Genomic DNA, 26,252 nt, shown 5'->3' on the forward strand with positions numbered 1-26,252 from the left:
CCCCCCCCCCCCCCCGACCGCCGGCCTGCGCTCGGCGGTGGCCCGCGCTCTGCGACGGGTGCGCCGCGTGGGCTCTGCCCAGTACGGCGGTTGCGCCGTGTCGACCGGTCCCCTACGGCGGTTGCGCCCCGCGGGCCCGGCCCCGTGCGGCCGTTACGTGGCGTGGAGCCGAGCCCCCTGGGTGGCCGGGTCGCCTGGGTTCCGCCTCGTGCCGCGCTTACGCCGCCTGGGGCTGGGCCCGTACGGCGGTCGCGTCGTGTGGGCTCCGCCTCGTACGGCGGCCACGTCACCTGGACCTGGGCCCGTACGGCGGTCGTGTCGCGTGGGTCAGGGCCGGAGTTCGAGCGGCTGCCACTCCAGTAGGTCGCGCCAGCCGGGGCGCTGGGACATCCAGCCGGTGACCGTGCGGTGCAGTACGTCGACCTGGTCGGTGAAGGCTTGGAAGTGGCGGTCGGGGCCGCCGTCGCGGTACTCGACGACGAAGTTCCAGGGCGGTGCCTCGGAGTGCGCGACCTGGAGGTAGGTCTGTCCTTCCGGGTCCGCGGTACGGGTGATGACCAGGAACTCTTCCGCGAAACCGGCGAGTGCGGTGAGCAGTTCTCGTACCCGTTCGTCGGACGGGTCCTCGTGTTCGGCACCGGACTCGACCCGGGCGCGCAGTGCGGGGGCGTTCATGGTGTCCCAGTATGTGCGCCGCCGCATGTGCGCGACGTATGCGTCCGGCGGGTGGACCTCGGCGTGGGGCCGCCGCAGGGACCGGCACCGTACGGGGCCGCCGTACGCGCTTGCCGTGCGCCCCGTCGTCCCCGCCCCGCAGTCCGGCCCTCCCGTCGTGTCCGGTCGGGCGCCCGCCTACCCTCGCGCTCATGAGCGACCACGCACACGCGTCCGAACCCGAGCAGGACGGCCGCCCCGCGCACGGGCGGGCCGACGGGCCCGCCTACGTCTGGCGCGGCCCCTTCACCAACCCCGAAGTCAACGCGCTGCACGCGCAGGGGTTCGACCATCCGGTGCTGGACATCGACTGGCACGGCCAACTCCACCGGCACAGCCTCGGCTGGGTGTGTGCCCGGGTGGGGGACGAACTCGTCGGCTTCGTCAACGTGGCGTGGGACGGCGGGGTGCACGCCTTCGTGCTGGACACGGTGGTGGGGGAGGGCTGGCGGCGCACGGGCATCGGGCGCGGGCTGGTCGAGGCCGCGGTGGTCGGGGCCAGGGCCGCCGGGTGCGAGTGGCTGCACGTGGACTTCGAGGCCCATCTGCGGGCGTTCTACTTCGACGCCTGCGGGTTCAGGACCACCGAGGCGGGCCTGATCGCGCTGTAGGGGGTAGGGGGTTGGCCGCCCCGTACCGGGCCGGGCTCCGGACCGGCGGGGCCGCATCCGGGCGGGGCCGGGCCGCATCCGGGCCGGGGCGTACGGGGCGGCGACGTACCCGGGCTCGGCGGGGCCGTACGCAGGTGGGACGCCGTTCCGGCGGGGCCGCGCCAGCGTCGGGCCCGGCGCACCCCACGGCGCCCGCCGGCCCCGGCGCCCGCCCCACCTCCCGCTCGACCATTCGACCCCCTACTCCCCCCTACCCCTTCAACCCCCTACTCCCCGTCCGTACGGGCGACTTGGGGACGGTAATGCGGTTGTTCCGGGTTCATCGGGCCGCATAGCTTGCCGCGTGTGGATCTCTTCTCGCACTCATGGGCGGCGTTGCGCACGGCCGTCGCCGACCTCGCCGACCAGGACTTCACGCAGCCGTCCGGCTGTACCGGCTGGCTCGTGCAGGACCTCGTGTGTCACCTGGTCATCGACGCACAGGACGTCCTGATCACGCTGGCCACGCCCGCCGACGCCGAACCGACCATCACCGCACTGACCTACTGGACCGTGGGTGCCGAAGCGCCGACCGGTGACGACCCGCTGGACGCGCTGACCGTCCGGCTCGCCGCCGCGTACGAGGAGCCGCACCTGCTGAAGTTCCACCTGGACGACCTGGGTTCGGCCGCGGGGCGCGCCGCCGTGCTCGCCGACCCGGACGCCCGGGTGAGCACCCGCGACGAGGTGCTGACCGTGCACGAGTACCTGACGATGTACGTCCTTGAGTGGACGCTGCACCACCTCGACCTGCGCGCCCACCTGCCGCACGTGGCCGAGCCGCCCGCGGAGGGCCTGGCGCGCACCCGCCAGATGCTGGAGGAGATCGCCGGAGCCGAGCTGCCCGCCGCGTTCTCCGACACGGACGCCCTGCTGATCGCCACCGGCCGGCGCGCCCCCACCGAAGCGGAGCGGGCCGAACTGGGCGACTTGGCCGCGAAGTTGCCGCTCTTCCTGGGCTGACGCCCGCCCCGCCGCACGCCCCGCCGCCCGGGCAGTGGCCCGGGCGGCCGGTCCCTCAGACGGCTCCCTCAGGCGGCTGCTCCGGGCGGACACCTCAGTGGTCCCTCAGGTGGCCGCCGAACTGCCGCCGGGCCCCCGGCCGCCCCGGCCGTGCCCGCCCCCGTGCCCACCGCCGAACCGTCCGGCCGGGCGGGTCCTGACGTGCCGGGACCAGTACCAGCGCTGCGTCAGCAGGGTCAGCGTGCCGGCGACGACGATGCCGCCGAGGTTGAGCAGGAGCTGTTCCGTGGAGCCGCGGGCCTGGACCACGTCGCCGTAGCCGAGGGCGACGGCCGCGTTGGCGGCGGCCGGCACGGTGGTCACCGAGATCGCCACGCCGACCAGTGCGCCGGACTTGGCCGAGGTCAGTGAGAGGGTGCCGGCGATGCCGGCGAGGAAGGCCACCACGAAGGAGAACCAGTCGGGCCGGTAGATGAAGTTGGTGTTCGGCCGCTCCGCCTCCACGTCCGCGCGGTGGAAGAGGTCCACCGCGTCCATCGCCAGGCTGAACAGCACCGTCAACGCCATCGCCGCGGCGAAGCCGACCAGCAGCGCGGTCAGCGACCGCAGCGCGAGGCCCGGCGCCCGCCGCACCAGCGCCGTGCACAGCCCGGCCAGCGGTCCGAACTCGGGCCCGACCGCCATCGCCCCGACGATCAGGATCGCGTTGTCGAGCACCACGCCGCAGGCGGCCAGCATGGTGGCGACGGTCAGGAACGCCAGGAAGGTCACCGAGAGGGTGGATTCCTCGTGGGTGGCCTCGACGAGTTCCTCCCACACCACCGCGTCCGAGCTCTCGCCCGGCGCCTCGGCCTCCGCCTTGTCGGCCCGCCGGGAGAGCGTCAGATCGATGTTCTCGACGGTGATCGCGCCGGACTCGTCGATGCCGAGTTCGCGCAGCCCGCGCAGCACGTCGTCGGCGGCCTCCCGCGCCACGTCGCACAGCACGAGGTCGCCGGCCGGGTTGCGGCCGGCGCCGGCCAGTACGGCCAGGTGGGCGGTGCCCACGCTGTGCTCGATGAACGCGATCACCTCGGACGTGCGGTGCGCGGGGACGATCAGCCGCAGGTGCAGCACGGCGGGCTCCTCAGCTCGGCGTGGTCGGTGCCGGTGTCTGTGCCCGCGCTCACAGCTTCCGCAGCCGCAGCCGCTGCACCTTGTGGTCAGGCCCCTTGCGGAGCACCAGGGTGGCCCGGCCGCGGGTGGGGGCGACGTTCTGTTGCAGGTTGGGCCGGTTGACCGTACGCCAGATCATGCGCGCGTACTCCAGCGCCTCGGCCTCGGACACCTGCGTGTACTTGCGGAAGTACGAGGACGGGTTCTGGAACGCGGTCTCCCTGAGCTGCCGGAACCGGCCCAGGTACCAGCGCTCGATGTCCTCGGTCCTGGCGTCCACGTACACGCTGAAGTCGAAGTAGTCGGCGAGCGCCACCCGCGTCCTGCCGTCCTTGCCGGGCAGTGCGGGTTGCAGCACGTTCAGGCCCTCGACGATGAGGATGTCCGGGCGGCGTACGGTCAGCCGCTGGTCGGGGACGATGTCGTACACCAGGTGCGAGTAGACCGGCGCCGTCACCTCCTCCTTGCCCGCCTTCACGTCGGCCACGAAGCGGGTCAGCGCCCTGCGGTCGTACGACTCGGGGAAGCCCTTGCGGGACATCAGGCCGCGCCGGTGCAGTTCCGCGTTGGGCAGCAGGAAGCCGTCGGTGGTGATCAGCTCCACGCGCGGGTGCTCGGGCCAGCGGGCGAGCAGGGCTTGCAGCAGCCGGGCGGTGGTGGACTTGCCCACCGCGACGCTGCCGGCCACCCCTATGACGAACGGGGTGCCGCGCTGCGCGGCCTGGCCGGCGCCCGCGTCGCCCAGGAAGGTGTTGAGCGCGCCGCGCAGATTGCTGGTGGCGCCGACGTAGAGGTTGAGGAGCCGGGAGAGCGGCAGGTAGACGTCGCGCACCTCGTCGAGGTCGATGACGTCGCCGAGCCCGCGCAGCCGCTCCACCTCGTCGGCCGTCAGCGGCAGCGGCGTCTTCTCGCGCAGCCCGCTCCACTCGGCCCGCGAGAGGTCGACGTACGGGCTCGAATCGGCCCGCCGGGGGCCGCTCTGCGGGCCGCTCCCTGGCCGCTGGTCACTCACCGAAGACCTGATCACTGATTCATTGTGGGTTCTCCTGATGCGGTGCGGGGCGTGCGTTCGGTCACGCCGGGCGTGGCGCACGGCGCGCGCCGGGGGCGGACTCGGCCGTTCCGGTGGCGGAGCCGTCCGTTCCGCCGGGCGTCGCGGGCGGTGGCCGGCCGGCGTGGCCGCCGGCCCTGGCCAGCGCGGCAGGTCGGGCGTGCGGCGGGCCTGGTCGGCTGAGCCGGCGGGGCGTGCGCCCGCGCGTACCCTGCCTGCATGTGCGCAATCGTTGGCTATGTGGGAGGGCAGTCCGCCCTCGACGTCGTAACGGCCGGACTGCGGCGCCTCGCGCACCGCGACTATGACTCGGCGGGGGTCGCGGTGCTCGCCGACGGCGGGCTCGCCGCCGCGAAGAAGGCCGGCGACCTCGCCGACCTGGACCGGGAGCTGGCCGCCCGGCCGCTGCCCACCGGCACCACCGCCGTCGGCCACACCCGCCGGGCCACCCACGGCGCGCCGACCGACGCCAACGCCCACCCGCACCTGGACGACGCGGGCCGGGTCGCGGTCGTGCACAACGGCACCGTCGAGAACGCCGGCCCGCTCCGTGCCGAACTCGCCGCGTGCGGCCACCGCCTCGCGTCCGAGACCGACACCGAGCTGGTCGCGCACCTGCTCGCCGAGGCGTTCTCCTCCACCGGCGACCTGGCCGAGGCGATGCGGCAGGTCTGCGGGCGGCTCACCGGCGCGTTCGCGCTGGTCGCGGTGGTGGCCGACGAGCCCGACGTACTGGTCGGCGGCTGCCACGGCGCACCGCTCGTGGTCGGCGTCGGCACCGGCGAGCACTTCCTCGCATCCGAGCCCGCCGCGTTCACCGACCACACCGACGAGGCCGTCGCCCTCGGCCCCGACCAGGTGGTGGAGGTGCGCAGGGAGGGCATCGTGGTCACCGGCTTCGACGGCGTACCGGCGCCGGCCCGTGCGTACCGCGTCGACGGGGACGCGGCGCCGGCGGCGACGGGCGGCACGGGCGGCTGACGGGGCGCGCGTGTGGCGTGCTTGAGCTGGGCGGGGCCGGGCCGCCCCCGCCCAGGCCAGACCGTCCCCGTACGGAAGCCGGCTGAGCCCCCTGCTGCCACAAGGGGAACAGGGGGAACAATGGTCCCGGCCCGGCGCGGTCGGGCCCTGTCGGTGCAGCCGCGGTACGGAAGCGGTACGGAAGGGGTCAGTGCATGATCATCGGGGTGGGGATCGACGTCGCCGCGATCGACCGGTTCGGCGCGGCCCTGGAGCGCACCCCCGCGCTGGCCGAACGGGTCTTCGTGGAGCGGGAGTTGTGGCTGCCCAGCGGCGAACGCCGGGGCGTCGCCTCGCTGGCGGCCAGGTTCGCGGCGAAGGAGGCGATCGCGAAGGCGCTCGGCGCGCCGACCGGTCTGCGCTGGACGGACGCCGAGATCTGGACCCTGCCCAGCGGCCAGCCCCGGCTGCGGGTGCGCGGCACGGTCGCCGCCCGCGCGGCCGAGCTCGGCGTCCGCTCCTGGCACGTCTCCCTCAGCCACGACGCGGGCGTGGCGTCCGCCGTGGTGATCGCCGAGGGCGAGATCCCGACGACGGACGAGGCGACACCCCCGTACGAGGACCACGCTTGGCCGGCGGAGCCGGAGCCGGACCACGACCCACAGCCTGAGTCCGGTGCCTGAGCCCGGTGCCTGAGCCCGGTGCCTGAGCCCGGTGCCTGAGCCCGGTGCCTGAGCCTGCCCCGGGCGGGCGCAGGCGCGTACGCGGGTGCGTGATGCGTACGGAGACACGGACGGGCGGGCCAGGACCCACGACCGCACGCACGCGGGACCTGGCGTACGGAGCCGCGCACCCGTGAGGCTCGCGGCACCCGTGAGGCCCGCGCTCCCGCGGCCCGCGCGGCAGACTGGGCGCATGAGAACTGCGTACGGCGTGGAGACAGTACGGGCCGCCGAGCGGGAGTTGATGGCTCGGCTGCCGGACGGAACGCTCATGCAGCGGGCGGCGACCGGCCTGGCCGCGGCCTGCGCGCGACTGCTCGGCGGCGCGGGCCCAGGCCCGGGCCCCGGCCGTGCGGGCAGCGCGCCCCGGCGCCCCGGCCGGGTGTCGGGCGCCCGCATCGTCCTCCTGATCGGCAGCGGCGACAACGGCGGCGACGCCCTGTACGCGGGCGCCAGGCTGGCCCGCCGCGGCGCCGCCGTCACGGCCGTGCTCCTCGCCCCGGACCGCGCCCACGCCGGCGGCCTCAGCGCGCTGCGCGCCGCGGGCGGCCGGTCGGTCGCGGCCCCGGCGGCGCACGCGGAGCACGCGCAGCGCGACGGCGAATCCGCAGCGCCCCCCACCCCGAGCTCCACGCCGGACCCCGCTCCCCACCCGGCCCTGCGCGCCATCGCCCGGGCCGATCTCGTACTCGACGGGATCGTGGGCATCGGCGGCCGGGGCGGCCTGCGGCCGGACGCCGCCGAACTGGTGGCGGCCGTCGCCGCGGCCGGGGCCCCGGTGGTCGCAGTGGACCTGCCCAGCGGTGTGGACGCGGACACCGGGGAGGTGCGCGGCGAGGCGGTGCGCGCCACGCTGACGGTCACCTTCGGCACGTACAAGCCGGGCCTGCTCATCGACCCGGCAGCCGAACACACCGGCGCCCTGCACCTGGTGGACATCGGCCTCGGCCCGTGGCTGCCGCCGGTGCCCGACGTGGAGGCGCTGCACCACGCGGACGTGGCGGCGGTGCTGCCGCGGCCGTCGGCCGAGAGCGACAAGTACCGGCGCGGCGTGGTGGGCGTCGTCGCGGGCTCGGCCCGCTACCCCGGCGCCGCGGTGCTCGCGGTCGCCGGGGCGCTGCGCGGCGGCGCGGGCGCGGTGCGGTACGTGGGCCCTGCGGCCGACGCCGTGATCGCCCGCTTCCCCGAAACCCTGGTCTCCGCGGGCCCGCCCGACAAGGCGGGCCGCGTACAGGCGTGGGTGGTAGGCCCCGGCCTCGGCGACGACGCACGGGCCCGGCAGGCGCTGGCACAGGTGCTGGCCAGCGACGTACCGGTACTGGTCGACGCGGACGCGCTCCGCCTGCTGCCCCCCGACGGCGTGCGCGGACGCACGGCCCCCACCCTGCTCACCCCGCACGCCGGCGAGGCGGCGGCCCTGCTCGGCCGCCCCCGCGCGGAGGTGGAGTCCGCCCGCCTGGCGTCGGTACGGGCGCTGGCCGCGCGGACGGGCGCGACGGTGCTCCTCAAGGGCTCGACGACGCTGATCGCGACACCGGACGCGGTACGGGGGGCTGCGGCCGATGGTGCGGCTCCCGATGGTGCGGCTCCCGGTGGCGCGGCTCCCGACGGGGTGGCTCCCGATGATGTGGCCCCCGGCCCGTACCCCGTGCGCGTCAACCCGACCGGCACCGGCTGGCTCGCCACGGCCGGCAGTGGCGACGTGCTCTCGGGCCTGACCGGCGCCCTCCTCGCCACGGGCCTGCCGGCCCCCACGGCAGCCGCGGTGGGCGCCTACCTCCACGGCCTGGCGGCCCGCCACGCAGCAACGACCCCCGGCCACCCGGGCGCCCCGATCACGGCCTTCGAGGTCGCGGAGGGGTTGGGGGAGGCGTGGCGGGGGGTTTATGGGTGAGGGGGGTTGCTTGGTGGGTGGGTCGGGAGGGGGTCGGGCTTGCGGGTGGGTGGGGCCACGACCCCGGTCAGGGTGACGGGACCTGGTACTCCTCGTGGGGCGTGGCTCGTTCCCACATGGCGTCGAAGGCTGTGGCGCAGAGCTTCGCGACGTGTGGCCGGTGGTCGATCTCGGGGCCCGCTGATCCGCCGTCGCCCGTGAAGTGGTTCCACATGACGATCCGTTGGTCGAAGAGCCAGAAGTCGTTGCCTGGCAGCGTGAGGTCGGATGCCTGGCGCCGTGGCAGCCATCGGACGGATTCGCCGGCGGTCACGTTCTGGTACGTGCACGCGTGTTCGTACCGGATGTAGTCGCTCACGGGCTCGGAGACGATGCGCGCGCGGCGTACGACGACTCCGCGTTGCACCGCGTCGCGTACCCAGGTGTGGAAGTCGCCCCACCAGGTGGCTGGTTCGGGCTGGGGGCGCCAGCCCGCGCGCCACTGCTCGAATTCGGCTGCCTCTTCTCCGATGCCGTACGAGTCGCGCATCTCCAGATGCACGGCCGAGTGGCGGGCACCGGCGATCAGGTCAACGAAGGCCAGGTCGGTCTGCGACACCATGGGCTCCTCTCACTGCTCCACGAGCATCCTGCCCCGCCAGACAGCAGACAGTGAAGGCCGTGCGGTTCGAGGCGCCCACCGGCTGGCCCCGCACCCCGCCCTCGACACCCCCGCCCCTACGCACCCACCCCCCGCACCATGAACACATCGATCGGGTCCTCCGCCTCCACCACGAACCCGTGGCGCTCGTACAACCGTCGGGCGGCGCTGCCCTGCAAGACGTTGAGGGCGACGGGTACGGCCCGGGCGTCCGTGCGCTCCAGCAGCGTGCGCAGGACGGCGGAGCCGAGGCCGCGACCCTGGTGGTGCGGAGCGAGGTAGAAGTGTTCGAGCCACTGCCGGTCGTCGTCGGCGGGCCGGACCGTGACGCAGCCGGCGAACGCGCCGTCGACCACGATCACCGACGTGTGCTGCGGTGAGAACCCGTCCCGCAGCCGCTGCCGCACCCGGTGCTCGTCGTAGCGGCCGAGGCGTTCCAGGTCCGGCCGCATCACGGTGGCCCGCAACTCCGCGATGACCTCGACGTCCGCCGGTACGGCGGCCCGCAACTCCCAACGAACGGCGCCCCCGCCCGACACCTGTCCGGCTCGCGCCTGCCCAGCCCGTGACCCGCCGCCCCCGGCCGGCGCCTGCCCCACCACGCCCGAGCCGCCACCCGGCGCAGCCGCACCCGCCCCCACGGCCGGAGGCTCCAACCCAGCCCCAACCCCGGCACCGTTCCCCACCGTCGCCGCCATCCCCGCCCCACTGTCTCCGTTGTCCGCACGGCCCCGAACCCTGGGGCCGTGCCCGGCCGTGCCCACGGCCGCAGCCATCGCCCGAAGTATCGCAGCGCCCCCGCTCACGCCGCTGAACAGGCCAAACGGGCTGAACACACCCGCCGGGCCCTGCCCCGGCCCCGACCGACGAAGCCCCCGCCCGCCGTGCCTGACGCCGGCGGGTGAGGGTTCCGCTTCGTACGGGTACGCCGTGGCCTCGGGTCGCCCGGGTTAGTCGTCGTCCCCGCCGCCGGGTGCGGGGTCGCGGGGTGCCTCCGGGGGCATCGGGCCGCCGTCGTGCTTGCCGCCGTCGGCTGCCGCGGTGGCGTGCGGGGGCTGCGTGGTGGGTGCGGTGTACGTGGTGTCGGCCGGAACGTTGAGTGCCGGGTGGCGGAAGGGGATGCCGCGCCAGCCTTCGCTGTCCGGTGTGCGGGTGTCGTACGTATCGAGGAGTGGGGTGTCCATGTGCCGACCTCCTGTGCGGGGAAGCCGCGCGGCGGTGTGCCTGCCTGCGCGGTCGGTGATCCGCGGGCGGTGGCGCCCGGGGATGCCTGCGGCGGCGCCGAGTTGGGCCGGGGCCGTGCCGAGGTGAAGACGACGCTACGAGCGTCAACGCATCGATACCTAGCCAATTGCGGGTGATTGCAGGCGAACCGCTTAGAGGGTGGGGCGGCGGGCCGTGAGCGGCGCGCAGCGCGCGTTACGTGAACGAGTCGCGAGCTCGCGAGATCAGGGCGCGAGCCTTCGCCCCGTAGGCCGCCATGTCGGCGAACGTGGCGAAAGTGTTGGCGTACGTGGAGACTTCGCTGGGCTGGGTGATGGTGAGGTGCCCCGTCACCAATTCCACGTTGACCTGCGTGGAGTCAAAAACCCAAAAGCTCTCCACCGGCATGCGGGGTCGACCGAGTCGGGTGGGGACCACTCCCATGCTGACGTTGGGGAGGGCGGCTACCTGCGTCAGGTGCTCCAGTTGTGCCACCTGTGTGTCGACGTCGCCGAGGCTATTGCGCAGCACGGCTTCTTCCAGCAGGAAGGCGAAGCGGCGATGCCCCTCGTACAGCACGCGCTGACGCTCGATCCGTACCGCGACGGCGTCGGCGACGTCATCGACGGGCACCCGCCTCCGCTGCACGGCACGCAAGACGTCAGCCGTGTATTCGTGCGTCTGGAGGAGGCCGGGGACCAGCCACGAGGAGTACGAACGGAATCGACTGGTGCGCTCGAAGAGGGGTAGCACCGCCTCCTGTGGCCGACGTAGCCCTCCGCGTTCCACGCGATGCCACTCCACCCACATGCCCTCCACGGCAAGGAGCGAGGCGATCAGGTCCGCCGTGAGGTCTTCCCGCTCACACGCACGGCACCAAGCGCGGATGTCCTCCTCGCTTGGCGCCGTTCTGGCCGTCGAGATCCGTGACACCTTGGACGGGTGCCAGCCGCACCGCTGAGCAAGGGTCTTTCCGTCAAGTCCGGCGTCGGTGCGCAGTTCACGGAGACGGTCGGCCAGGGTCTTCTTGGCCTGTTGGATGCTGGAAGAGCGTGCTGTGGGCATGATCCGTCAGGTCGGCTTGTATTCCTCGTGCGGCGTGGCTCGCTGCCATACGGCCTCGAAAGCGGTGTCGACCAGTTTGACGACCGACTCCTCCGTGCGCCACTCCCGGTCCACGGCTTCCCCGGCTCCGGAGAAGTAGGTGAAGAGCACCTTCGCCCCGTCGAACATCCAGAGGTCGGTGCCTGGAAGTGCGATGTCGGCTGCCTTGCGCCGAGGAAGCCAGCGGACCTGTTCGCCGGCTGCGAGGTTGGCGAAGGTCAGATCGTATTCGTACCGGATGTAGTCCGTGATTGGCTCGGAGACGATGCGCGCCCGGCGGACGACGACTCCCCGAGCTGACGTTGCGACCATGGTGTCGTGCCAGCCCCACCACCATTCGGGTAGTCGCTGCTGGTCACCGTCATAGCGGTGGCCAGCCTGCCAGCGGGCGAACTCGGGATCGTTCGGGGTGTAGCCGTCGCGCATCTCCAGGTGCACGGCCGAGTGCCTTGCCTGTGCTAGCCCCTCACGAACGGGGTGTGTCACTGTCGGGCCCTTCCGAGCGTGGGATGAACTTCAGCATGACGGCCGGAAGCCGAACGATCGTCTCGTGATCCGGAACGTTCGTCGAATGCCCTGGGACGGAGCCGATCCCCTGGCACGCCGCCACCTCATCGGGGGTGGCGCGATAGGTCTGGATCAGCAGATCGCCCGTGTCCTCGTCCAGCCAGAGAGTGGGGGAGTCATCTATGGGCGTGTTCGGGATGATTCCCAGGAAACGTAGCCTCATGTTCGCTCCTGTGACGATGTCGATTGCACCGATTGCGCGACTATTGCGTATACGACGGTGGCCGTCAATGGTGCGAAAAGGCCAACCTGGAGCTGTGCTGCCCGCGCCCAAGAGTCAGGCGGATGGGTGGATCCAGATCTTGTGAATTACCCGCTGCGTGAGCTCTGTTGGGTGATGCGAACCCAGTCGTGGGCCCGGTGCGCGAGCAGCAGAGAAGCCCCCGACCGTGGGGAGTCTCCCGCGGTCGGGGGCCGTGTCGTACGGGGTGGGCGGTGTACGCGTTACGCCGTGAAGTCGTCGGCCTTCACGCCCGCTATGAACGTGGTCCAGGCGGTCGGCTCGAAGGTGAGGGCCGGGCCGGTCGGGTTCTTGCTGTCGCGGACCGGGACGGCGCTCGGGATGTCGAAGCCGACTTCGATGCAGTCGCCGTTGCTTCCGCCGCTGTAGCTCGACTTGCGCCAACTCGCCGTATTGTGTGCCCTGTTGTCGGTCATCGTTGAACTCCTCCGTCGCTCGCTCGGGTGGTTCCGGGGACTTCCTTCCGAGGGCTGCTCGCGTTCGTGGGCGAGCAAACAGGCGCACGGTGGCAGGGGGAGCGGAGGGGGCCCCGCCCGTCGGCACGCGAAGAGCCCCCGTCCGCCCGGCGGTTTGCCGGCGGTCGGGGGCTCCGCTTCGTACGGTTACGCGGTGAGGTCGCCGGCCTTCACGCCCGCCACGAACGTGGTCCATGCCGCAGTGTCGAAGCTGAGGGCCGGGCCCTTTGGGTCCTTGCTGTCGCGGACCGGGACGGCGCTCGGCATACCGAAACCGACCTCAACGCACTCGCCACCGCTTCCGCCGCTGTAGCTGGACTTTCGCCAGCTCACGGCGTGCAGCGCATGGTTGTCAGCCATGGTCGAACTCCTCTGCAACTTGCTCCAGTAGGTCCAGGGACTCCTCTGCCGACAGAGCGTCGCCCAGAGCCAGAGCATAGTGCGACGCACATGCCTCCACCATGGCTGGATCATCCAGCAATCGGCCTGTCATCAGCCCTTCCACATACGCGACCGAGGGCGCGTCGTCGAAGGACATGAGGACGAGCATGCCTTCCAGGAGTGCATGCGCACCTCGGCTGAAGGGGAGGATGTGAATTCGCACGCGACCACGCCGACCAAGTGCGGCGATGTGCCGGAGTTGCGTCGCCATCACGGCCGCTCCGCCCACGCAACGCCTGATCGCAGCCTCATCGAGGAGGGCCCAAACAACGGGCCCGTCTGGCTCATTGATGATGTCGGCGCGCCTTATCCGTTCTTCGACGCGTTCTTCGATGTCCGCAGCATCGGGGTTGACCTGGCAAGCAAGAAACACTGCCTGTGCGTACTCCTTCGTCTGAAGGAAGCCCGGGATCAGCGTCGAGCCGTGGAAGCTGAGGGTGCGGGCCAACCCCTCCAACTCCGCCGCAGCCTTGAAGTGATCCGCGAAGCGTGACTCGACCAGATCTCGACGCATCCGGAAGAAGAAGCCGTCGGTCTCCAGTACTTCATCGATGCGCATGGCGTCCGTTTCGCGTGGGCGGCGACGCCCCGACTCCCAGTGGGAAACCAACTTCGCGGATACGAACAGCCGTTCCCCGAACGATTCCTGTGTGAATCCCTTCGCCTCCCGGCGTCGAGCGAGCTCCTTCCCGTAGAACTCCTGAGGCGAAAGGCCCTCGTCGTTCACGCTGCTGGGTGGTCTCACTGCTGAACCCCTTTCTCTACAGCGGCCGTTGGAGAGTCCAACCCCCTGTCGGGCAAAGGGTCACGGGCCGACGCTAGGAGAGATCGATCACACACGGTGATCGCCCGTACGACAAGGGTGTCGGTAATGCAGCACAGAATGACGATCCGCGTCTACCGCAAGCGCCCCGGCGAAAGGAATTCCCGTGGCCGGGGAGCGGTCACCGTCGTCAGTGTCGAATCGGCCGAAGCGCTCCGCGCCGACCTCGCCTCGCTGACCTCCACGGTCTGGCCCGCCTGCCGCTGCCCGCAGCACCGCGCGCGGAGCGGAGGTGCCGCGTGATCCCGGGTGGGGCCTGGCGGCGGGGGCGGGCCTGGCGGTGTCAGCGGTGCCGGCAGCTCGCCGAGTCGCGGCAGTGGGCCCGGGCGCGTAAGGACCCGCTCGGGTTCAAGGCCGCCAGCCACGCATTGCAGCAGCACCTGCGGGGGAGTCACATGCCCGCCGCCCCGAGCGGGGGTGCCGTGCGGTGAAACCGCAGGTTTTCGAAGGCGCCCACCGGGTCATGGTCCGCGGCGTCCCCTTGCGTTTCTTCCTGCGTGCCGACGACGCGTGGTCGCCGGTGACCGACACCGAATTCCAGCAGGCGTACGAACTCGCCCTCTTCGACCCGTACGCACTGCGCCGAAACGTGCTCTGTCCCAATAGGCGGCGCAAGGAACTCGATACGGCGGAAGGCTGGTTCTTCTCGGACGGCTACGCCTCCTGCGGGCTGATCACCTTTGACGATCGGAGTCCCGTGGAATGCGCGGGAATGGCACAGATCACGGAAGGGAGGGAAACGTGATGGCGGGTACGGAGCATCCGTTTTCTTCGCTGAACCCCGGGCCCCTGCTCGCGTCGGAGGTGTGCGTCACTCTCCTCGTGTGGTGCCCGGCCGACCCGTCCAGCCCGCTGGACGTCGGGCGCGCGTGGCCGCGCGGGCTTCAGGTCACGAACGGGGTGGACACGGATACGCCCGGCGTCGTGATGCAGCCCGGCGAATCGGTGCGCGCCGCGCTCGCCCGGATCGCCGGCGCGCTCGGACTGCACGCCCCGGCCGAGCCGCTGAACCTGCTCGCCGTCGACCAGCGGCCACCGACCCGCGAGGTCCCGCGCGACCAGTTCGTGCTGGTCTTCGACGGCGGCTGGATGCCCACCGAAGCGCTCCCCGTCTGCGGCTCCTGCGACGAGAGCCACCTGCGCTGGGAGCCGTACGAGACCCTGCCGCCCACCATGGCCGAAGCCCTGCGCGTCCGCATGGGCGCCGTGGACCCGCCGAGCGTCCTGTGGCAGGGCGAACGACCCCGGGAGTGAGACACGGGGAGACGCGGGCCGACCGTGGCCCGCGGTCGGTCGGCCGGCCCGCGAGGTCGGCCGGCCCCCACCCCGGTCCACGCCCGAAAGGCCCCATCCCCGCTCCTGAGACACTGGAGGGGATGAACGAGACACCGATGCGTGCCCGAGCCGTGGTCGATCTGGCTGCGTTGCGGGCCAATGTGCGCACGTTGCGCGGGCGGGTGGCCGGGGCCGAGCTGATGGCCGTGGTCAAGGCGGACGCGTACGGGCACGGGGCCGTGCCGTGTGCGCGGGCGGCGCGGCAGGCGGGGGCGAGCTGGCTGGGGACGGCCACCCCGCAGGAGGCGCTGGCGCTGCGCGCGGCCGGCGACTCCGGGCGGCTGATGTGCTGGCTGTGGACGCCGGGCGGGCCGTGGCGGGACGCCGTCGCCGCCGACATCGACGTGTCCGTGAGCGGGCTGTGGGCGCTGCGCGAGGCCGTCGCCGGCGCGCGGGCCGCGGGGCGCCCCGCCCGCGTGCAGCTCAAGGCGGACACCGGGCTCGGCCGCAACGGCTGCCAGCCGCACGACTGGGCCGACCTCGTCACCGCGGCCCGCAAGGCCGAGGCCGACGGCACGATCAAGGTCACCGGCATCTGGTCGCACTTCGCCTGCGCCGACGAACCCGGCCACCCCTCCATCGAGGCCCAGCTCACCGCGTACCGCACCATGCTCGGCCACGCCGAGGCCGCCGGCATCACCCCCGAGGTGCGCCACATCGCCAACTCGCCGGCCACCCTGACCCTGCCCCAGTCGCACTTCGACCTGGTGCGGACCGGCATCGCCAGCTACGGCATCTCGCCGAGCCCGGAGATCGGCACCAGCGCCGACTTCGGACTGCGCCCGGTGATGACGCTCTCCGCGCAGCTCGCGCAGGTCAAGCGGGTACCGGCCGAACACGGCGTCTCGTACGGGCACCACTACCGCACCGCCGGCCCCACGACGCTGGCACTGGTGCCCGTCGGGTACGCGGACGGCATTCCGCGCGCCGCGTCCGGCGCCGGACCGGTGCTCGTCGCGGGCGCGTGGCGGCGGGCGGCCGGGCGGGTGGCGATGGACCAGTTCGTGGTGGACATCGGCGACGACCTGGCCGCCGTCGGCGACGAGGCCGTGCTGTTCGGCCCCGGCGACCGCGGCGAGCCGACCGCCGAGGACTGGGCGCAGGCCGCCGGCACCATCGCGTACGAGATCGTCACCCGGATCGGCGCCCGGGTGCCCCGCGTCTATCTGCACGCGGACGGTGCGGACCGTACGGAGGACGCGGACCGTACGGAGGACGTGGGCGGTACGGATGTGCTCAGTGAGGTGTCCGTGGCGGGCGAGGGGGCAGGCACCTCGTCATGAGCGACGGCACCGGCGGCATGGGCACTGCGGTGGAGGACGTGGCCGACGGGGTGATCGAGGCCGCGGCACGCGCCGGATGGCGACGGGGTGCGGGGATCGCGGGTGCCGCGATAGGGGTGGTGGCCGCGGGTGCCGCGGTCGGGGTCGCCGTGGAGCGGCTGACCGTGGGCCGCGGCGTGCGCCGCAAGGCCCGCCTCGCCCTGGACGCGGCCAGCCCGTACGGGACGCTGCGTGGCAGGACCGGGGTGGCCGTCGCCGATGACGGTACGGAGCTGGTGTACGAGGTGGCGGAGGGGCCGGCCGCTTCGGGGGACGGGGACGCGGCCCCGGGCGCGACCGACGGGCCGCCGCTGACCGTGGTGTTCTGCCACGGCTACTGCCTGAGCCAGGACTCGTGGCACTTCCAGCGCGCCGCGCTGGCGGGGCGGGTGCGGGCCGTCTACTGGGACCAGCGCAGCCACGGCCGTTCCGAGCGGGGCCGGGGACAGCGGGTGCGCGCCGCCGAGCCGGATGTTGACGCGGCTGACGCGGCTGTGGGCCCGGTTGGCGGCTCGGTCGGCGACCTGGTCAGCGTCTCGGCCGGCGGGTCAGCCGTCGAACCAACGGGCGAAAGCGCAGCGGAAGCCGCAGCCGCCGGTGAGTCGGGCGGCGGGTCGGGCGGCGAGTCAGATGGCGAACCGGCCCGTGCCGTGGGCGTCGAGCCCGTCACCATCGACCTGCTCGGCCGCGACCTGAAGGCCGTCATCGACGCCGCGGCGCCCGAGGGGCCGCTCGTCCTCGTCGGGCACTCGATGGGCGGCATGACGGTCATGGCGCTGGCCGCGCACTTCTCCGAACTGGTGCGGCGCCGGGTGGTGGGCGCCGCGTTCATCGGGACCTCGGCCGGCAAGCTCAGCGAGGTCAGCTTCGGGCTGCCGGCGGTCGGCGTACGCGCCGTGCGCCGCGTACTGCCCGGCACGCTGCGGCTGCTCGGGGCGCAGGCGGACCTGGTGGAGCGGGGGCGGCGGGCGACGGCCGACCTGTTCGCCGGGGTGATCAAGCGGTACTCGTTCGGCTCGCGCGAGGTCGACCCGGGCGTGGCCAGGTTCGCGGAGCGGCTGATCGAGGCGACCCCGGTGGACGTGGTCGCCGAGTTCTACCCGGCCTTCGCCGAACACGACAAGACCGAGGCGCTGCCGGTCTTCGCCGGACTCCCGGTCCTCGTCCTCGCCGGCGAACGGGACCTGATCACCCCGAGCGAGCACAGCGAGGCCATCGCCGAGTTCCTCCCCGAAGCCCACCTGGAGATCGTCCCCGACGCCGGCCACCTGGTCATGCTGGAACACCCCGAGACCGTCAACGCCGCCCTGTGCCGGCTCCTCGCCGAGACCGGCGCCCCGGGCTTCGCGGAGTGACACGTTCCGTCGGGTGCGGGGGCGGTACGCGACCGGGCGCGGGGAGCGCCGCGCCGGCCGGGGCAGCCCCGTACCATCGGCGAACATGAACGTTCCCCACACCCGCGCGCAGATCGCCGTCAACACCCCCGAGCACATGGGGGACTTGGGTCGAGCCCTGGCCGCCCTGCTGCGCCCGGGCGATCTGGTGCTGCTGACCGGCGAGTTGGGCGCCGGCAAGACCACCCTCACCCGGGGCCTGGGCGCCGGGCTCGGCGTGCGCGGCGACGTGACCTCGCCGACCTTCGTCATCGCCCGCGTCCACCCGTCCCTGGGCGCCGGCCCGCCCCTGGTCCACGTGGACGCGTACCGGCTGGGCGGCGGCTTGGACGAGATGGAAGACCTGGACCTCGACGTGTCGCTGCCGGAGTCGGTGGTGGTCGTGGAGTGGGGCGACGGCAAGGTGGAGGAGCTGTCCGACGACCGGCTGCACGTGGTGATCGAGCGGGCGGTGGGTGCGGAGGAGGAGCTGGCCGCGCCGGCCGGCGGCCCGCAGCCGGGTGCTGGGTCGGCGGGCGCCGCTGATGTGGCCGGTGGTGCGGCCGGTGGCGCCGATGTGGCCGGCGCTGACGCCGACGCCGGGCCGCTCGTGGTGGATGAGGGCGTGGACGTACGGCGGGTGACCGTGACCGGCGTCGGCGCGCGCTGGGCGGGCGTGGACCTGACGCCGCTGACGGCGGTCGAACGGGCGGGTTGAGGGGCTGGCGGGGCGGGCCACGGAGCGGGGAGGGCCGGGCGGGCCCGGCTGGCGGCGCCGGGGGCGCACTCGCCATAGATTCCGACAAGCCGTCGGCAAGATGTTGCGCTCACCACCCCGGGCGTGGTGACATGGACGGGAGCGCACAAGTTAGGCGTGCCTAACCATCTGCTGCGCCGAACCCCCCAGGAATACCGGGAGGCACCCCATGGCGACCCAACAGCCAGCTCAGCCCACTGCCAGTCTCTCGTCGCGGGCGCCCTCGGTTTCCGACATGATCGCGGCTTGTGCCGCGGCAACGGCGTTGTCCACCCCGCCCGGGGGCCAGCCGATCCCCGGGGTCAATCCCGGCGTGGAGCCCGAACCGGCGGCGCAGTGCGAGCGGAAAGCGGCCTAGCCCGCGACATCTGCGAGAAGCCTGCGGCATCTTGCGGTCCGCTCGCCGCACCTCGCGGGTAAGCCCGCGACACCTCACGGCACCCGTGACGCTCCGCGGTAGGTCCGCGGCGCCTTGCGGTGCGTCCAGCGACGCCTTCCGTACGCCCGTGAGGCTCCGTCGTCCCCGTGCCGCCTCGCGATCTCCCCACGCCGGACGCTCCTAAGGCTCGCCTTCGGACCTTCCGCTGGTGTGCGTGGTCGCTGCGTCCCTCCTGTCCGTAGTCCCGTACGAGCCGTTCCCGGCCGCCGTCCTGCTGCCCTGCCTTGCTCCGCTCTGCCCTGCTCCGCTCTGGCCTGTGTGGTGCTGCCCTGTCCGGCGCAGCCGTGCCCGTACGCATCCGTACATCCGTCGAAGTAACGCCTGCTACATTCGCCCCCGTGACGCAACGCGACCAGCCCCAAGAGCCCCAAGAGCGCGATCGGCTCCAGCAACCGCAGCACCCCGAGCAACAGGCCGCCCGGTGGCTCGTCCTGGTGATCAAGCTGCCTGCCGAGCCGTCGCGGCACCGGGTCGCGGTGTGGCGGGAGTTGCGGCGGATCGGGGCGCTCTCGTTGGGGCAGGGGGTGTGGGCGGTGCCCGAGGTGCCCGTTTTTGCCGACGGGGTGCAGCGGGCGCTCGACCTCGCCGAGAGCTCCGGCGGGCAGGGCGTGACGCTCCAGGCGGCCGGCCGCTCCGAACGGGACGCGGCGCGCTTTCGGGAACTGTTCACGGCGGCCAGGTCGGCGGACTGGGCGGAGTTCCTCGCGGACTGCGGCAAGTTCGAGGAGGAGATCGCCAAGGAGATCAGGATCGGCAAGTTCACCCTGGCCGAGCTGGAGGAAGAGGAGCAGAGCCTGGAGCGGCTGCGCCGCTGGCACCGCGACCTGACCGCGCGGGACGTCTTCGGCGCGCCCGAGGCCGCCGCGGCCGGCGAACGCCTGGCGCACTGCGTCGCCGTCTGCGAGGGGTACGTCGAACGCGTCTTCACCGCCCTGCACGCGACCGATGCCGGCGACGCCACGGGCGTCAGCGACGCCACGGATGCCACCGGAGGTGGCCGCGCATGACCGGCACGTCAGAAGTCCCGGCCCCGGCCCCGGTCTCGGCCGTGGCTCCCACCCCGGGCGGTGACCCCCGATGAGCACCAAGCCCGCGCCCGCCGCCCCGGCCGCCGCCCCGCGGCACACCATGTGGCCGCTGTACGCGGCCGGCTTCACCACCGCGTTCGGCGCCCACGGCATCGCCGCCAACCTCGGCGGCTTCTCCGACGACGCCGTCACCTCGCTGCTGGTCCTCGGCGGGCTGCTCGCCCTGTACGACGGGGCCGAGGTGCTGCTCAAGCCGGTCTTCGGCTCGCTCGCCGACCGGGTCGGCGGCCGGCCCGTACTCATCGGCGGCCTCATCGCCTTCGCCGCCGCCTCCGCGCTGTACGCGATCGCCGACAGCGCCGGCTGGCTGTGGGCCGCGAGGCTCGGGCAGGGCGCCGCCGCCTCCGCCTTCTCGCCGGCGGCCTCCGCGCTGGTGGCCCGGCTCAACCCGGCGGCCAAGCGCGGCCGGGCCTTCGGCTCGTACGGCTTCTACAAATCCATCGGCTACACCCTCGGCCCGCTGCTCGGCGGGGTGCTGGTGTGGGCCGGCGGGCTGCGGCTGCTGTTCGTGGTGATGGCGCTGTGTGCGGCGGCCGTCGCGGTGTGGGCCGCGCTCGCCGTGCCGGTCGTACCGCCGCTGCCCCGGAAGCGGCAGACCGTGCTCGACCTGGCCCGCAGGCTCGCCGACCCGGCGTTCCTCGCACCGACCGCCGCGCTCGCCGCCGCGACCGCCGCGCTCTCGGTCGGCGTCGGCTTCCTGCCGGTCTCCGGAGCCGAGGCCGGCCTCGGCACGGTGGCCACCGGCGCCGCGGTCTCCGTACTGGCCGCATCGGCCGCGGTCGTCCAGCCCAAGGCGGGCCGCGCCCTGGACGCAGGGCGGCTGACGACGCGGACCGGGCTGCTCGCCGGGCTGCTGATCACCGCCGCCGGACTCGCGGCGGCCGTGCTGCCCGGCCTGGTCGGCGTCCTGCTGGCCGCCGCGCTGATCGGCATCGGCACCGGGCTGATCACCCCGCTGGGCTTCGCCGCCCTGGCCGCCGCGACGCCCGAGGAACGCATGGGCCAGACCATGGGATCGGCCGAACTCGGCCGCGAACTCGGCGACGCCGGCGGACCCCTCCTCGTCGCGGCCGTCGCCACGCTCGCGACGCTGACCACGGGGTACGCGGTCCTCGCCGTGCTGCTGGCGGTCGGCCCCCTGCTGGCACTGGCCCGCGGGGGCCGTACGGCACGGGTTGCCGAGCCGGAGTAGGGGGCGCCGTCGGCCTGTGCCGGGGAGGGCGTGGGTGACGGGCGTGGGGCCGCGGCGAAACGGCGGCCCCACGCGCTGACGGGCGGGCGCCGCGACGGGGCGGCGGTTTGGTGGCCGGGAGCTGGCGAAGGGCAGGGCCGCGACGGACCGGCGGTTGGTGGCCGCTGGCTGGCGGCCGAGGGGCGACGGCCTGCGGGCGCTAGCGGACCACGACGACCTCGGTGCCGAGGGAGGCGAAGGTCCACATCGCGGAGCCGTCGGCGCGGCGCTCGCGGATGCCGCCGGTGCGCTTGGCGGCGTTCGGGTTGGGCGTCGAGCCGTCCACGGCGGCGCTGAAGCCGAACACTATGTCGCCCTCGGTGTGGAAGAGCACGACGTGCTCGATGGAGACCCCGTCCGAGCCGGTGACGCTCGCGGAGCGGGAGGTCACCCGGTACGTGTTGGGCGCCGGGCTGACCGAGCTCGGGAAGACCTGGTAGGTGCGGATGGTCTGCTCGTTCGCGCCCACCAGCCACACCCGCTTGGAACCGAGCGCGTACACCACCCGGCGCCCGGTGCCCGAGCTGGTCGGGATCGCGGTGGACGCCGGCTTCTTCGCCTTGTCCTCCGGGTGGCCGGAGTCCGACGCACCGGGGCGGGCGGCCTGGTTCGGGTTGATGGGCGCATTGGCCGATGCGTGGTACGCGAGGACGCCCACGACGACGATCGCCCCGGCAGTGAGCCCGGCAACGATCGTTCCGGAGCTGTTCCGTGCCATGCCGGCCTACCCCTTCTCCACACCTGTACGGCGGACCGTACACACCTGTACGGCGACCGTAGCACTCGGCGGCACATCGGCGGACCGGCCTGCGGACCGGCCCGCGGACCGGGCGGGATCGGGCCTGGTGGGCGGTGCGGGGCCGGCCGGGGAGCGGGCCTGGCCGGGGCGGCGGCTGGGTCGGCGGCGTCGCGGGGCCGGCCCGCGGCAGCGGTGCGGGAGCGGCCCGGCGGCGCCCGGACCCGGCCCCGGGGACCGCCGGCGCCGTGCGCGGGGAACGGAGCCCGTACCCGGCGGTCGTACGCTTGGGGGCGTGCTGCTGCTCGCTCTTGACACCGCCACCCCGGCCGTGACCGTCGCCCTGCACGACGGCCGGACCGTACTCGCCAGCTCCCACCAGGTGGACGCCCGCAGACACGGGGAACTCCTGCTCCCCGCCGTCCAGCGGGTGCTCGCCGAGGCGTCCGCGACCCCGGCCGACCTCACCGACGTCGTGGTGGGCACCGGGCCGGGGCCGTACACCGGGCTGCGGGTCGGACTCGCCACGGCCGCCGCCTTCGGGGCCGCCCTCGACGTGCCGGTGCGCGGGCTGTGCACGCTCGACGGCATCGCGTACGCGGCGGGCCTCGCCGGGCTCGCCGGTCCGTTCGCGGTGGCCACCGACGCGCGGCGCAAGGAGGTCTACTGGGCGCGGTACGCCGACCCCAGGACCCGGATCACCGAGCCCGCCGTGGACCGGCCGGCCGAGATCGCGGAGGTGCTCGCCGGGCAGCCGGTGGTGGGCGCCGGCGGGACCCTCTACCGGGAGGTCTTCGCCGCGTCGCCGTCGGCGGAGCTGCCGGCCGGCGGCGAGCTGCCCGAGCACCAGAGCGCCGCGGCGCTGGCCGGGCTCGCGGTGGAGATGCTGGCCGCCGGCGCCGAGTTCCCGCCCTGCCGGCCGCTGTACCTGCGCCGGCCGGACGCGCAGGTGCCCGCCAACTACAAGGTGGTCACCCCGCAGTGAGCACCCCGTACGACGGCGGGGCCGCGGCGGTCCCGGCCCCGGATCGGGCCACGGACCCTGACCCCTCGGCTCCGGACCCGGACCCTTCGGACGCGGCGCGGGCCCCGGGCGGCGCCCCGCGGCTGCGCGAGATGCGCTGGTGGGACATCGAGCCCGTGCTCGCCATCGAAGAGGAGCTGTTCCCCGAGGACGCCTGGTCGTCGGGGATGTTCTGGTCGGAACTCGCCCACGCCAGGGGCCCGGGCGCGACCCGCCACTACGTCGTCGCGGAGGACGCGGCCGGGCGGCTCGTCGGGTACGCGGGCCTCGCCGCCGTGGACGGCACCGGTGACGTGCAGACCATCGCCGCCGCCCGCGACCAGTGGGGCACCGGGCTCGGCGCGCGGCTGCTGACCGACCTGCTGACGGCGGCCACCGCGTTCGAGTGCCACGAGGTGCTGCTCGAAGTACGCGTCGACAACGCCCGCGCCCAGCGCCTGTACGAGCGCTTCGGCTTCGAACCGATCGGCTTCCGCCGCGGCTACTACCAGCCCGGCAACGTGGACGCCCTGGTCATGCGGCTCACCGGCCCCGCGGCCCTGACCAGCACGCCGGCCGCGGCCCCGGCGCCGGAGCAGCCCGCGCCGGAGCACGGTGCGCCGGAGCACCCCGCGCCCGAGACCCGCACGACCCACGGGGCCGCGGCGGCCCCCACCGCCGCGCCCGAGCAAGCGCCGCCCGCGGCGACTGAGACGGAGACTGGAACCCATGGCTGACGCAACCGGCCGCCGGGACGAACCCCTCGTCCTCGGCATCGAGACCTCCTGCGACGAGACCGGAGTCGGCATCGTACGCGGCCACACGCTGCTGGCCGACGCGGTCGCCTCCAGCGTCGACGAGCACGCGCGCTTCGGCGGCGTCGTGCCCGAAGTCGCCAGCCGGGCCCATCTGGAGGCCATGGTCCCCACCATCCAGCGGGCCCTGAAGGAAGCCGGCGTCGCCGCCAGCGACCTCGACGGCATCGCGGTCACGGCCGGCCCCGGCCTGTCCGGCGCGCTGCTGGTGGGCGTCTCGGCGGCCAAGGCGTACGCGTACGCCCTCGGCAAGCCGCTGTACGGGGTCAACCACCTGGCCTCGCACATCTGCGTGGACCAGTTGGAACACGGCGCGTTGCCCGAACCCACCATGGCCCTGCTGGTCTCCGGCGGCCACTCCTCGCTGCTGCTCGCCCCCGACATCACCTCCGACGTCCGGCCGCTCGGCTCCACCATCGACGACGCGGCGGGCGAGGCGTTCGACAAGGTCGCCCGGGTGCTCAACCTGGGCTTCCCGGGCGGCCCGGTCATCGACCGCATCGCGCGCGAGGGCGACCCGGACGCGATCCGCTTCCCCCGCGGCCTGACCGGCCCGCGGGACGCCGCGTACGACTTCTCCTTCTCCGGCCTCAAGACGGCCGTCGCCCGCTGGATCGAGGCGAAGCGCGCCGCGGGCGAGGAGGTGCCGGTGGCCGATGTGTCCGCCTCGTTCCAGGAGGCGGTGGTCGACGTGCTGACCCGCAAGGCGGTGCGGGCCTGCAAGGACAACGGCGTCGACCACCTGATGATCGGCGGCGGCGTCGCCGCCAACTCGCGGCTGCGCGCCATGGCCGAACGCCGCTGCGAGGACGCCGGCATCAGCCTGCGCGTCCCGCGCCCCGGCCTGTGCACGGACAACGGCGCGATGGTGGCCGCCCTCGGCGCGGAAATGGTCGCCCGCGGCCGTGCCGCATCGGCCTGGGACCTGTCGGCGGACTCCTCGCTACCGGTCACGGACCCGCACGTGCCGGCGCGGGGGGACGGGGGGAGCGCTGGCGCTGGCTCTGGGGCCGGGGCTGGCTCTGGGAAGGGGGCTGGGGCTGGGGCTGGTCACGGCCACGACGACGGTGGCGGCCATGCGCACGCCCACGGCGGAGGCCATGCCCACGGCGCCGGGCACAGCCACGGTCATGACCACGGTCATGACCACGGTCATGACCACGACCACTTCCACGAGCTGAGCAAGGACAACCTCTACTCATGACCCTCGCGTTGATGTGGGAGGCCCGGGCCGCCGCCGACCGCGGCCCGGACCTCCTGGCCTGGGCCCGCAGCCAGCCCCTCACCCCCGCCCCCCTCCGCCGCGAAACCTTCCGCGCCCCGGGCGACCGCGTTCTGGTCATCACCTGGTGGGACGCGCCGTACGAGGCAAAGGTCCCCGAACTCCCGGACCCCCCGACGGAGTTGGTGAGCCGCCCGGTACACCGCTGGCGGTTTGAGGGCGTGGAGGAGGAGGGGTCGGGGGAGCGGGCCTAGTCGGCACGAGGCTGCTCGGGCCGGGCTGAACGGGCGGGGGCCGGCCGCGTACGGAACGGCGGCCACGGCCGTCGGCGGCTACGGCTTGCGCAGCGCGGGGCCCTCCCCGGTCCCACCGGCCCCGCCGGTCAGGTGTGCGCTGAGGCGCACGAGCCAGGCCCCGGCGCCGTACGGGGCCGGCGGGTCGACTTCCATCCCCAACTCGGACAGTGCGAGCCCGTAGTCCCCGTCGTCGAGCCCCAGCGCCAGCAATTCGTGGACCTCGCCCACGAGCCGGGCGATGACCGAGGGCGCCGTGGAGCCCAGGTAGTCGGCGAGTGCCGCCCCGTGGTCCGCGAACTCGTCCGGCATGTCCTGGGAGAACCAGCCCCCGAGCAGTTGCCCGAGCTCGGGGAAACGGGCCTGCCACTCCCAGTGGGTCTGCGGCGTTTCCGGCGCCGGGACCCGCCCCTGCTCGACGCTCTCCTTGAGGTGCTCGGCCAGCACCAGCAGCCAGCCGGGGATCTCGGCGTCCGGGAGGCCGACGTCGGGCAGTACGTAGTACTCGCCGAGGCGGGTGCGCAGTCTGCCCGGCGGGTTCTCGGCGAGGTCGCGTAGCTGCCGCTCGGCGGTGGCGATGGCGCCCGGGCGGGCCTGCCAGGTGTGGCGCAGGTAGGCGGTGAGGGCCGCGCTGGGGCGCTCGGGGTCGTCGTCGGCCGGCTGACCCAGATAGGCGCGCACGACCTGGTCCAACTCGCCGTACTTGGCGTCGTGTTCACGCGGTTTGAGGGGCACGGTGTCCTGCCCTACAGGTAGATGGGGAAGGTGGCCTGGACGACGAACCCATGGGAGTGGGAGTCGTCCCGCTTCAACACGACACGCGCCGCCCGTACGTCCACGGCACCCCGCCCCGCCAGCATCATCGCCTGGAGCAGCACCCGCCCGACGGGTTCCTCCCGGGACGGCCAGGCCGCTTCGATGGTGAGGCGCTGCCGGGCCCCCTGCGCCAACCACCGGTGAATGGCCTGCTCGTTACGGGAGACCACCTCCTGTGTGCACCACTGGGCGGTCTCCCGGTCGGGGTAGGTCGCGGCTCTGGTAAGCAAACGTCTCGT

29 protein-coding genes and 3 pseudogenes are annotated in these 26,252 nt (G+C 73.7%); 17 read left to right on the top strand and 15 right to left on the bottom strand.

The features are described 5' to 3' along the window. Positions 1-327 precede the first annotated feature (327 nt). Positions 328-675, bottom strand: a complete 348-nt coding sequence (locus ACMA1D_RS07960) for a hypothetical protein (protein ID WP_414723147.1) — start codon at positions 673-675, stop codon at positions 328-330. A gap of 191 nt (positions 676-866) precedes the next feature. Here ACMA1D_RS07960 and ACMA1D_RS07965 point away from each other — a divergent pair, with 191 nt between their 5' ends. Together ACMA1D_RS07965 and ACMA1D_RS07970 are read left to right on the top strand one after the other, a co-directional pair. Next, entirely contained in the window at positions 867-1,325 is a 459-nt protein-coding gene (locus tag ACMA1D_RS07965) for a GNAT family N-acetyltransferase (protein WP_414723148.1), read from the top strand. 345 nt (positions 1,326-1,670) lie between these two features. Beyond that, on the top strand, positions 1,671-2,327 hold the full coding sequence (locus tag ACMA1D_RS07970) for a maleylpyruvate isomerase N-terminal domain-containing protein (protein ID WP_414723149.1): 657 nt from the start codon (positions 1,671-1,673) through the stop codon (positions 2,325-2,327). A 105-nt stretch (positions 2,328-2,432) separates the two neighbouring features. Here the strand turns inward: ACMA1D_RS07970 and ACMA1D_RS07975 are convergent, their stop codons facing one another. Then, positions 2,433-3,443 (bottom strand): DUF389 domain-containing protein, encoded by a 1,011-nt coding sequence (locus tag ACMA1D_RS07975; RefSeq protein ID WP_414723150.1) that lies wholly within the window; start codon positions 3,441-3,443, stop codon positions 2,433-2,435. Between the two features lie 49 nt (positions 3,444-3,492). Further along, a complete protein-coding gene (gene coaA / locus ACMA1D_RS07980; RefSeq protein WP_414723206.1) occupies positions 3,493-4,506 on the bottom strand; it encodes a type I pantothenate kinase in 1,014 nt (337 codons plus the stop codon). 246 nt (positions 4,507-4,752) lie between these two features. Here coaA and ACMA1D_RS07985 point away from each other — a divergent pair. From ACMA1D_RS07985 to ACMA1D_RS07995, 3 genes and pseudogenes are all read left to right on the top strand, one after another. Next, positions 4,753-5,502 (top strand): annotated as a pseudogene (locus ACMA1D_RS07985) (glutamine--fructose-6-phosphate aminotransferase); the annotation flags it as partial. A gap of 206 nt (positions 5,503-5,708) precedes the next feature. After that, positions 5,709-6,074 (top strand): annotated as a pseudogene (locus ACMA1D_RS07990) (holo-ACP synthase); the annotation flags it as partial. 334 nt (positions 6,075-6,408) lie between these two features. Further along, positions 6,409-8,109: a bifunctional ADP-dependent NAD(P)H-hydrate dehydratase/NAD(P)H-hydrate epimerase gene (locus ACMA1D_RS07995; protein ID WP_414723151.1), complete on the top strand. Its 1,701-nt coding sequence runs from the start codon at positions 6,409-6,411 to the stop codon at positions 8,107-8,109. 67 nt (positions 8,110-8,176) lie between these two features. Here the strand turns inward: ACMA1D_RS07995 and ACMA1D_RS08000 are convergent, their stop codons facing one another. The 9 genes from ACMA1D_RS08000 to ACMA1D_RS08040 all read right to left on the bottom strand — a co-directional run bounded on the left by ACMA1D_RS08000 (position 8,177) and on the right by ACMA1D_RS08040 (position 13,487). After that, positions 8,177-8,710 (bottom strand): DUF6879 family protein, encoded by a 534-nt coding sequence (locus tag ACMA1D_RS08000; protein WP_414723152.1) that lies wholly within the window; start codon positions 8,708-8,710, stop codon positions 8,177-8,179. A gap of 116 nt (positions 8,711-8,826) precedes the next feature. After that, on the bottom strand, positions 8,827-9,288 hold the full coding sequence (locus ACMA1D_RS08005; protein ID WP_414723153.1) for a GNAT family N-acetyltransferase: 462 nt from the start codon (positions 9,286-9,288) through the stop codon (positions 8,827-8,829). A 411-nt stretch (positions 9,289-9,699) separates the two neighbouring features. Further along, complete coding sequence (locus ACMA1D_RS08010; RefSeq protein ID WP_414723154.1) at positions 9,700-9,933, bottom strand: hypothetical protein; 234 nt, start codon at positions 9,931-9,933, stop codon at positions 9,700-9,702. Between the two features lie 235 nt (positions 9,934-10,168). Beyond that, complete coding sequence (locus ACMA1D_RS08015; protein ID WP_414723155.1) at positions 10,169-11,017, bottom strand: helix-turn-helix domain-containing protein; 849 nt, start codon at positions 11,015-11,017, stop codon at positions 10,169-10,171. A 6-nt stretch (positions 11,018-11,023) separates the two neighbouring features. Next, positions 11,024-11,542 carry a DUF6879 family protein gene (locus ACMA1D_RS08020; protein ID WP_414723156.1) on the bottom strand — a complete coding sequence of 173 codons (519 nt, stop codon included), beginning with the start codon at positions 11,540-11,542 and terminating at the stop codon, positions 11,024-11,026. Beyond that, complete coding sequence (locus ACMA1D_RS08025) at positions 11,523-11,786, bottom strand: hypothetical protein (protein WP_414723157.1); 264 nt, start codon at positions 11,784-11,786, stop codon at positions 11,523-11,525. Before ACMA1D_RS08025 ends, ACMA1D_RS08020 begins: the two co-directional genes overlap by 20 nt. A gap of 281 nt (positions 11,787-12,067) precedes the next feature. Further along, on the bottom strand, positions 12,068-12,280 hold the full coding sequence (locus ACMA1D_RS08030) for a DUF397 domain-containing protein (RefSeq protein ID WP_414723158.1): 213 nt from the start codon (positions 12,278-12,280) through the stop codon (positions 12,068-12,070). A gap of 186 nt (positions 12,281-12,466) precedes the next feature. Beyond that, a complete protein-coding gene (locus tag ACMA1D_RS08035) occupies positions 12,467-12,679 on the bottom strand; it encodes a DUF397 domain-containing protein (protein WP_414723159.1) in 213 nt (70 codons plus the stop codon). After that, positions 12,672-13,487 carry a helix-turn-helix domain-containing protein gene (locus tag ACMA1D_RS08040; protein ID WP_414723160.1) on the bottom strand — a complete coding sequence of 272 codons (816 nt, stop codon included), beginning with the start codon at positions 13,485-13,487 and terminating at the stop codon, positions 12,672-12,674. The genes ACMA1D_RS08035 and ACMA1D_RS08040 overlap by 8 nt, the downstream gene beginning before the upstream one ends. 144 nt (positions 13,488-13,631) lie before the next feature. Between ACMA1D_RS08040 and ACMA1D_RS08045 the strand changes: the two genes are divergently transcribed. The 8 genes from ACMA1D_RS08045 (at position 13,632) to ACMA1D_RS08080 (ending at position 21,089) form a co-directional block, all read left to right on the top strand. Then, positions 13,632-13,826 (top strand): hypothetical protein, encoded by a 195-nt coding sequence (locus ACMA1D_RS08045; protein ID WP_414723161.1) that lies wholly within the window; start codon positions 13,632-13,634, stop codon positions 13,824-13,826. Between the two features lie 184 nt (positions 13,827-14,010). After that, complete coding sequence (locus ACMA1D_RS08050; RefSeq protein ID WP_414723162.1) at positions 14,011-14,328, top strand: hypothetical protein; 318 nt, start codon at positions 14,011-14,013, stop codon at positions 14,326-14,328. Then, a complete protein-coding gene (locus ACMA1D_RS08055; RefSeq protein ID WP_414723163.1) occupies positions 14,328-14,837 on the top strand; it encodes a hypothetical protein in 510 nt (169 codons plus the stop codon). Before ACMA1D_RS08050 ends, ACMA1D_RS08055 begins: the two co-directional genes overlap by 1 nt. A 122-nt stretch (positions 14,838-14,959) precedes the next feature. Further along, positions 14,960-16,201, top strand: a complete 1,242-nt coding sequence (gene alr / locus ACMA1D_RS08060; RefSeq protein WP_414723164.1) for an alanine racemase — start codon at positions 14,960-14,962, stop codon at positions 16,199-16,201. Next, complete coding sequence (locus tag ACMA1D_RS08065; RefSeq protein ID WP_414723165.1) at positions 16,198-17,595, top strand: alpha/beta fold hydrolase; 1,398 nt, start codon at positions 16,198-16,200, stop codon at positions 17,593-17,595. The genes alr and ACMA1D_RS08065 overlap by 4 nt, the downstream gene beginning before the upstream one ends. 85 nt (positions 17,596-17,680) lie before the next feature. Continuing rightward, the gene (tsaE, locus tag ACMA1D_RS08070) at positions 17,681-18,331 is read left to right on the top strand and encodes a tRNA (adenosine(37)-N6)-threonylcarbamoyltransferase complex ATPase subunit type 1 TsaE (protein ID WP_414723166.1); all 651 of its coding nucleotides are present in this window, start codon (positions 17,681-17,683) and stop codon (positions 18,329-18,331) included. Positions 18,332-19,240: 909 nt separating this feature from the next. Next, on the top strand, positions 19,241-19,816 hold the full coding sequence (locus tag ACMA1D_RS08075; protein WP_414723207.1) for a Chromate resistance protein ChrB: 576 nt from the start codon (positions 19,241-19,243) through the stop codon (positions 19,814-19,816). A 121-nt stretch (positions 19,817-19,937) separates the two neighbouring features. Further along, positions 19,938-21,089: an MFS transporter gene (locus ACMA1D_RS08080; protein WP_414723208.1), complete on the top strand. Its 1,152-nt coding sequence runs from the start codon at positions 19,938-19,940 to the stop codon at positions 21,087-21,089. A 199-nt stretch (positions 21,090-21,288) separates the two neighbouring features. Here the strand turns inward: ACMA1D_RS08080 and ACMA1D_RS08085 are convergent, their stop codons facing one another. Continuing rightward, entirely contained in the window at positions 21,289-21,846 is a 558-nt protein-coding gene (locus ACMA1D_RS08085; protein ID WP_414723167.1) for a hypothetical protein, read from the bottom strand. Between the two features lie 313 nt (positions 21,847-22,159). Here ACMA1D_RS08085 and tsaB point away from each other — a divergent pair, with 313 nt between their 5' ends. The 4 genes and pseudogenes from tsaB (at position 22,160) to ACMA1D_RS08105 (ending at position 25,158) form a co-directional block, all read left to right on the top strand. Continuing rightward, positions 22,160-22,849 carry a tRNA (adenosine(37)-N6)-threonylcarbamoyltransferase complex dimerization subunit type 1 TsaB gene (gene tsaB / locus ACMA1D_RS08090; RefSeq protein WP_414723168.1) on the top strand — a complete coding sequence of 230 codons (690 nt, stop codon included), beginning with the start codon at positions 22,160-22,162 and terminating at the stop codon, positions 22,847-22,849. 131 nt (positions 22,850-22,980) lie between these two features. Next, positions 22,981-23,454 (top strand): annotated as a pseudogene (rimI, locus tag ACMA1D_RS08095) (ribosomal protein S18-alanine N-acetyltransferase); the annotation flags it as partial. Positions 23,455-23,596: 142 nt separating this feature from the next. Beyond that, the gene (tsaD, locus tag ACMA1D_RS08100; protein WP_414723169.1) at positions 23,597-24,886 is read left to right on the top strand and encodes a tRNA (adenosine(37)-N6)-threonylcarbamoyltransferase complex transferase subunit TsaD; all 1,290 of its coding nucleotides are present in this window, start codon (positions 23,597-23,599) and stop codon (positions 24,884-24,886) included. Next, entirely contained in the window at positions 24,883-25,158 is a 276-nt protein-coding gene (locus tag ACMA1D_RS08105) for a hypothetical protein (RefSeq protein WP_414723170.1), read from the top strand. The genes tsaD and ACMA1D_RS08105 overlap by 4 nt, the downstream gene beginning before the upstream one ends. 78 nt (positions 25,159-25,236) lie before the next feature. Here the strand turns inward: ACMA1D_RS08105 and ACMA1D_RS08110 are convergent, their stop codons facing one another. Beyond that, complete coding sequence (locus ACMA1D_RS08110) at positions 25,237-25,932, bottom strand: contact-dependent growth inhibition system immunity protein (protein ID WP_414723171.1); 696 nt, start codon at positions 25,930-25,932, stop codon at positions 25,237-25,239. Between the two features lie 11 nt (positions 25,933-25,943). Beyond that, complete coding sequence (locus ACMA1D_RS08115; RefSeq protein ID WP_414723172.1) at positions 25,944-26,243, bottom strand: RNase A-like domain-containing protein; 300 nt, start codon at positions 26,241-26,243, stop codon at positions 25,944-25,946. Positions 26,244-26,252 lie beyond the last annotated feature (9 nt).

This window comes from Streptomyces sp. 796.1, from assembly GCF_047525675.1.
Classification (GTDB): Bacteria; Actinomycetota; Actinomycetes; order Streptomycetales; family Streptomycetaceae; genus Streptomyces.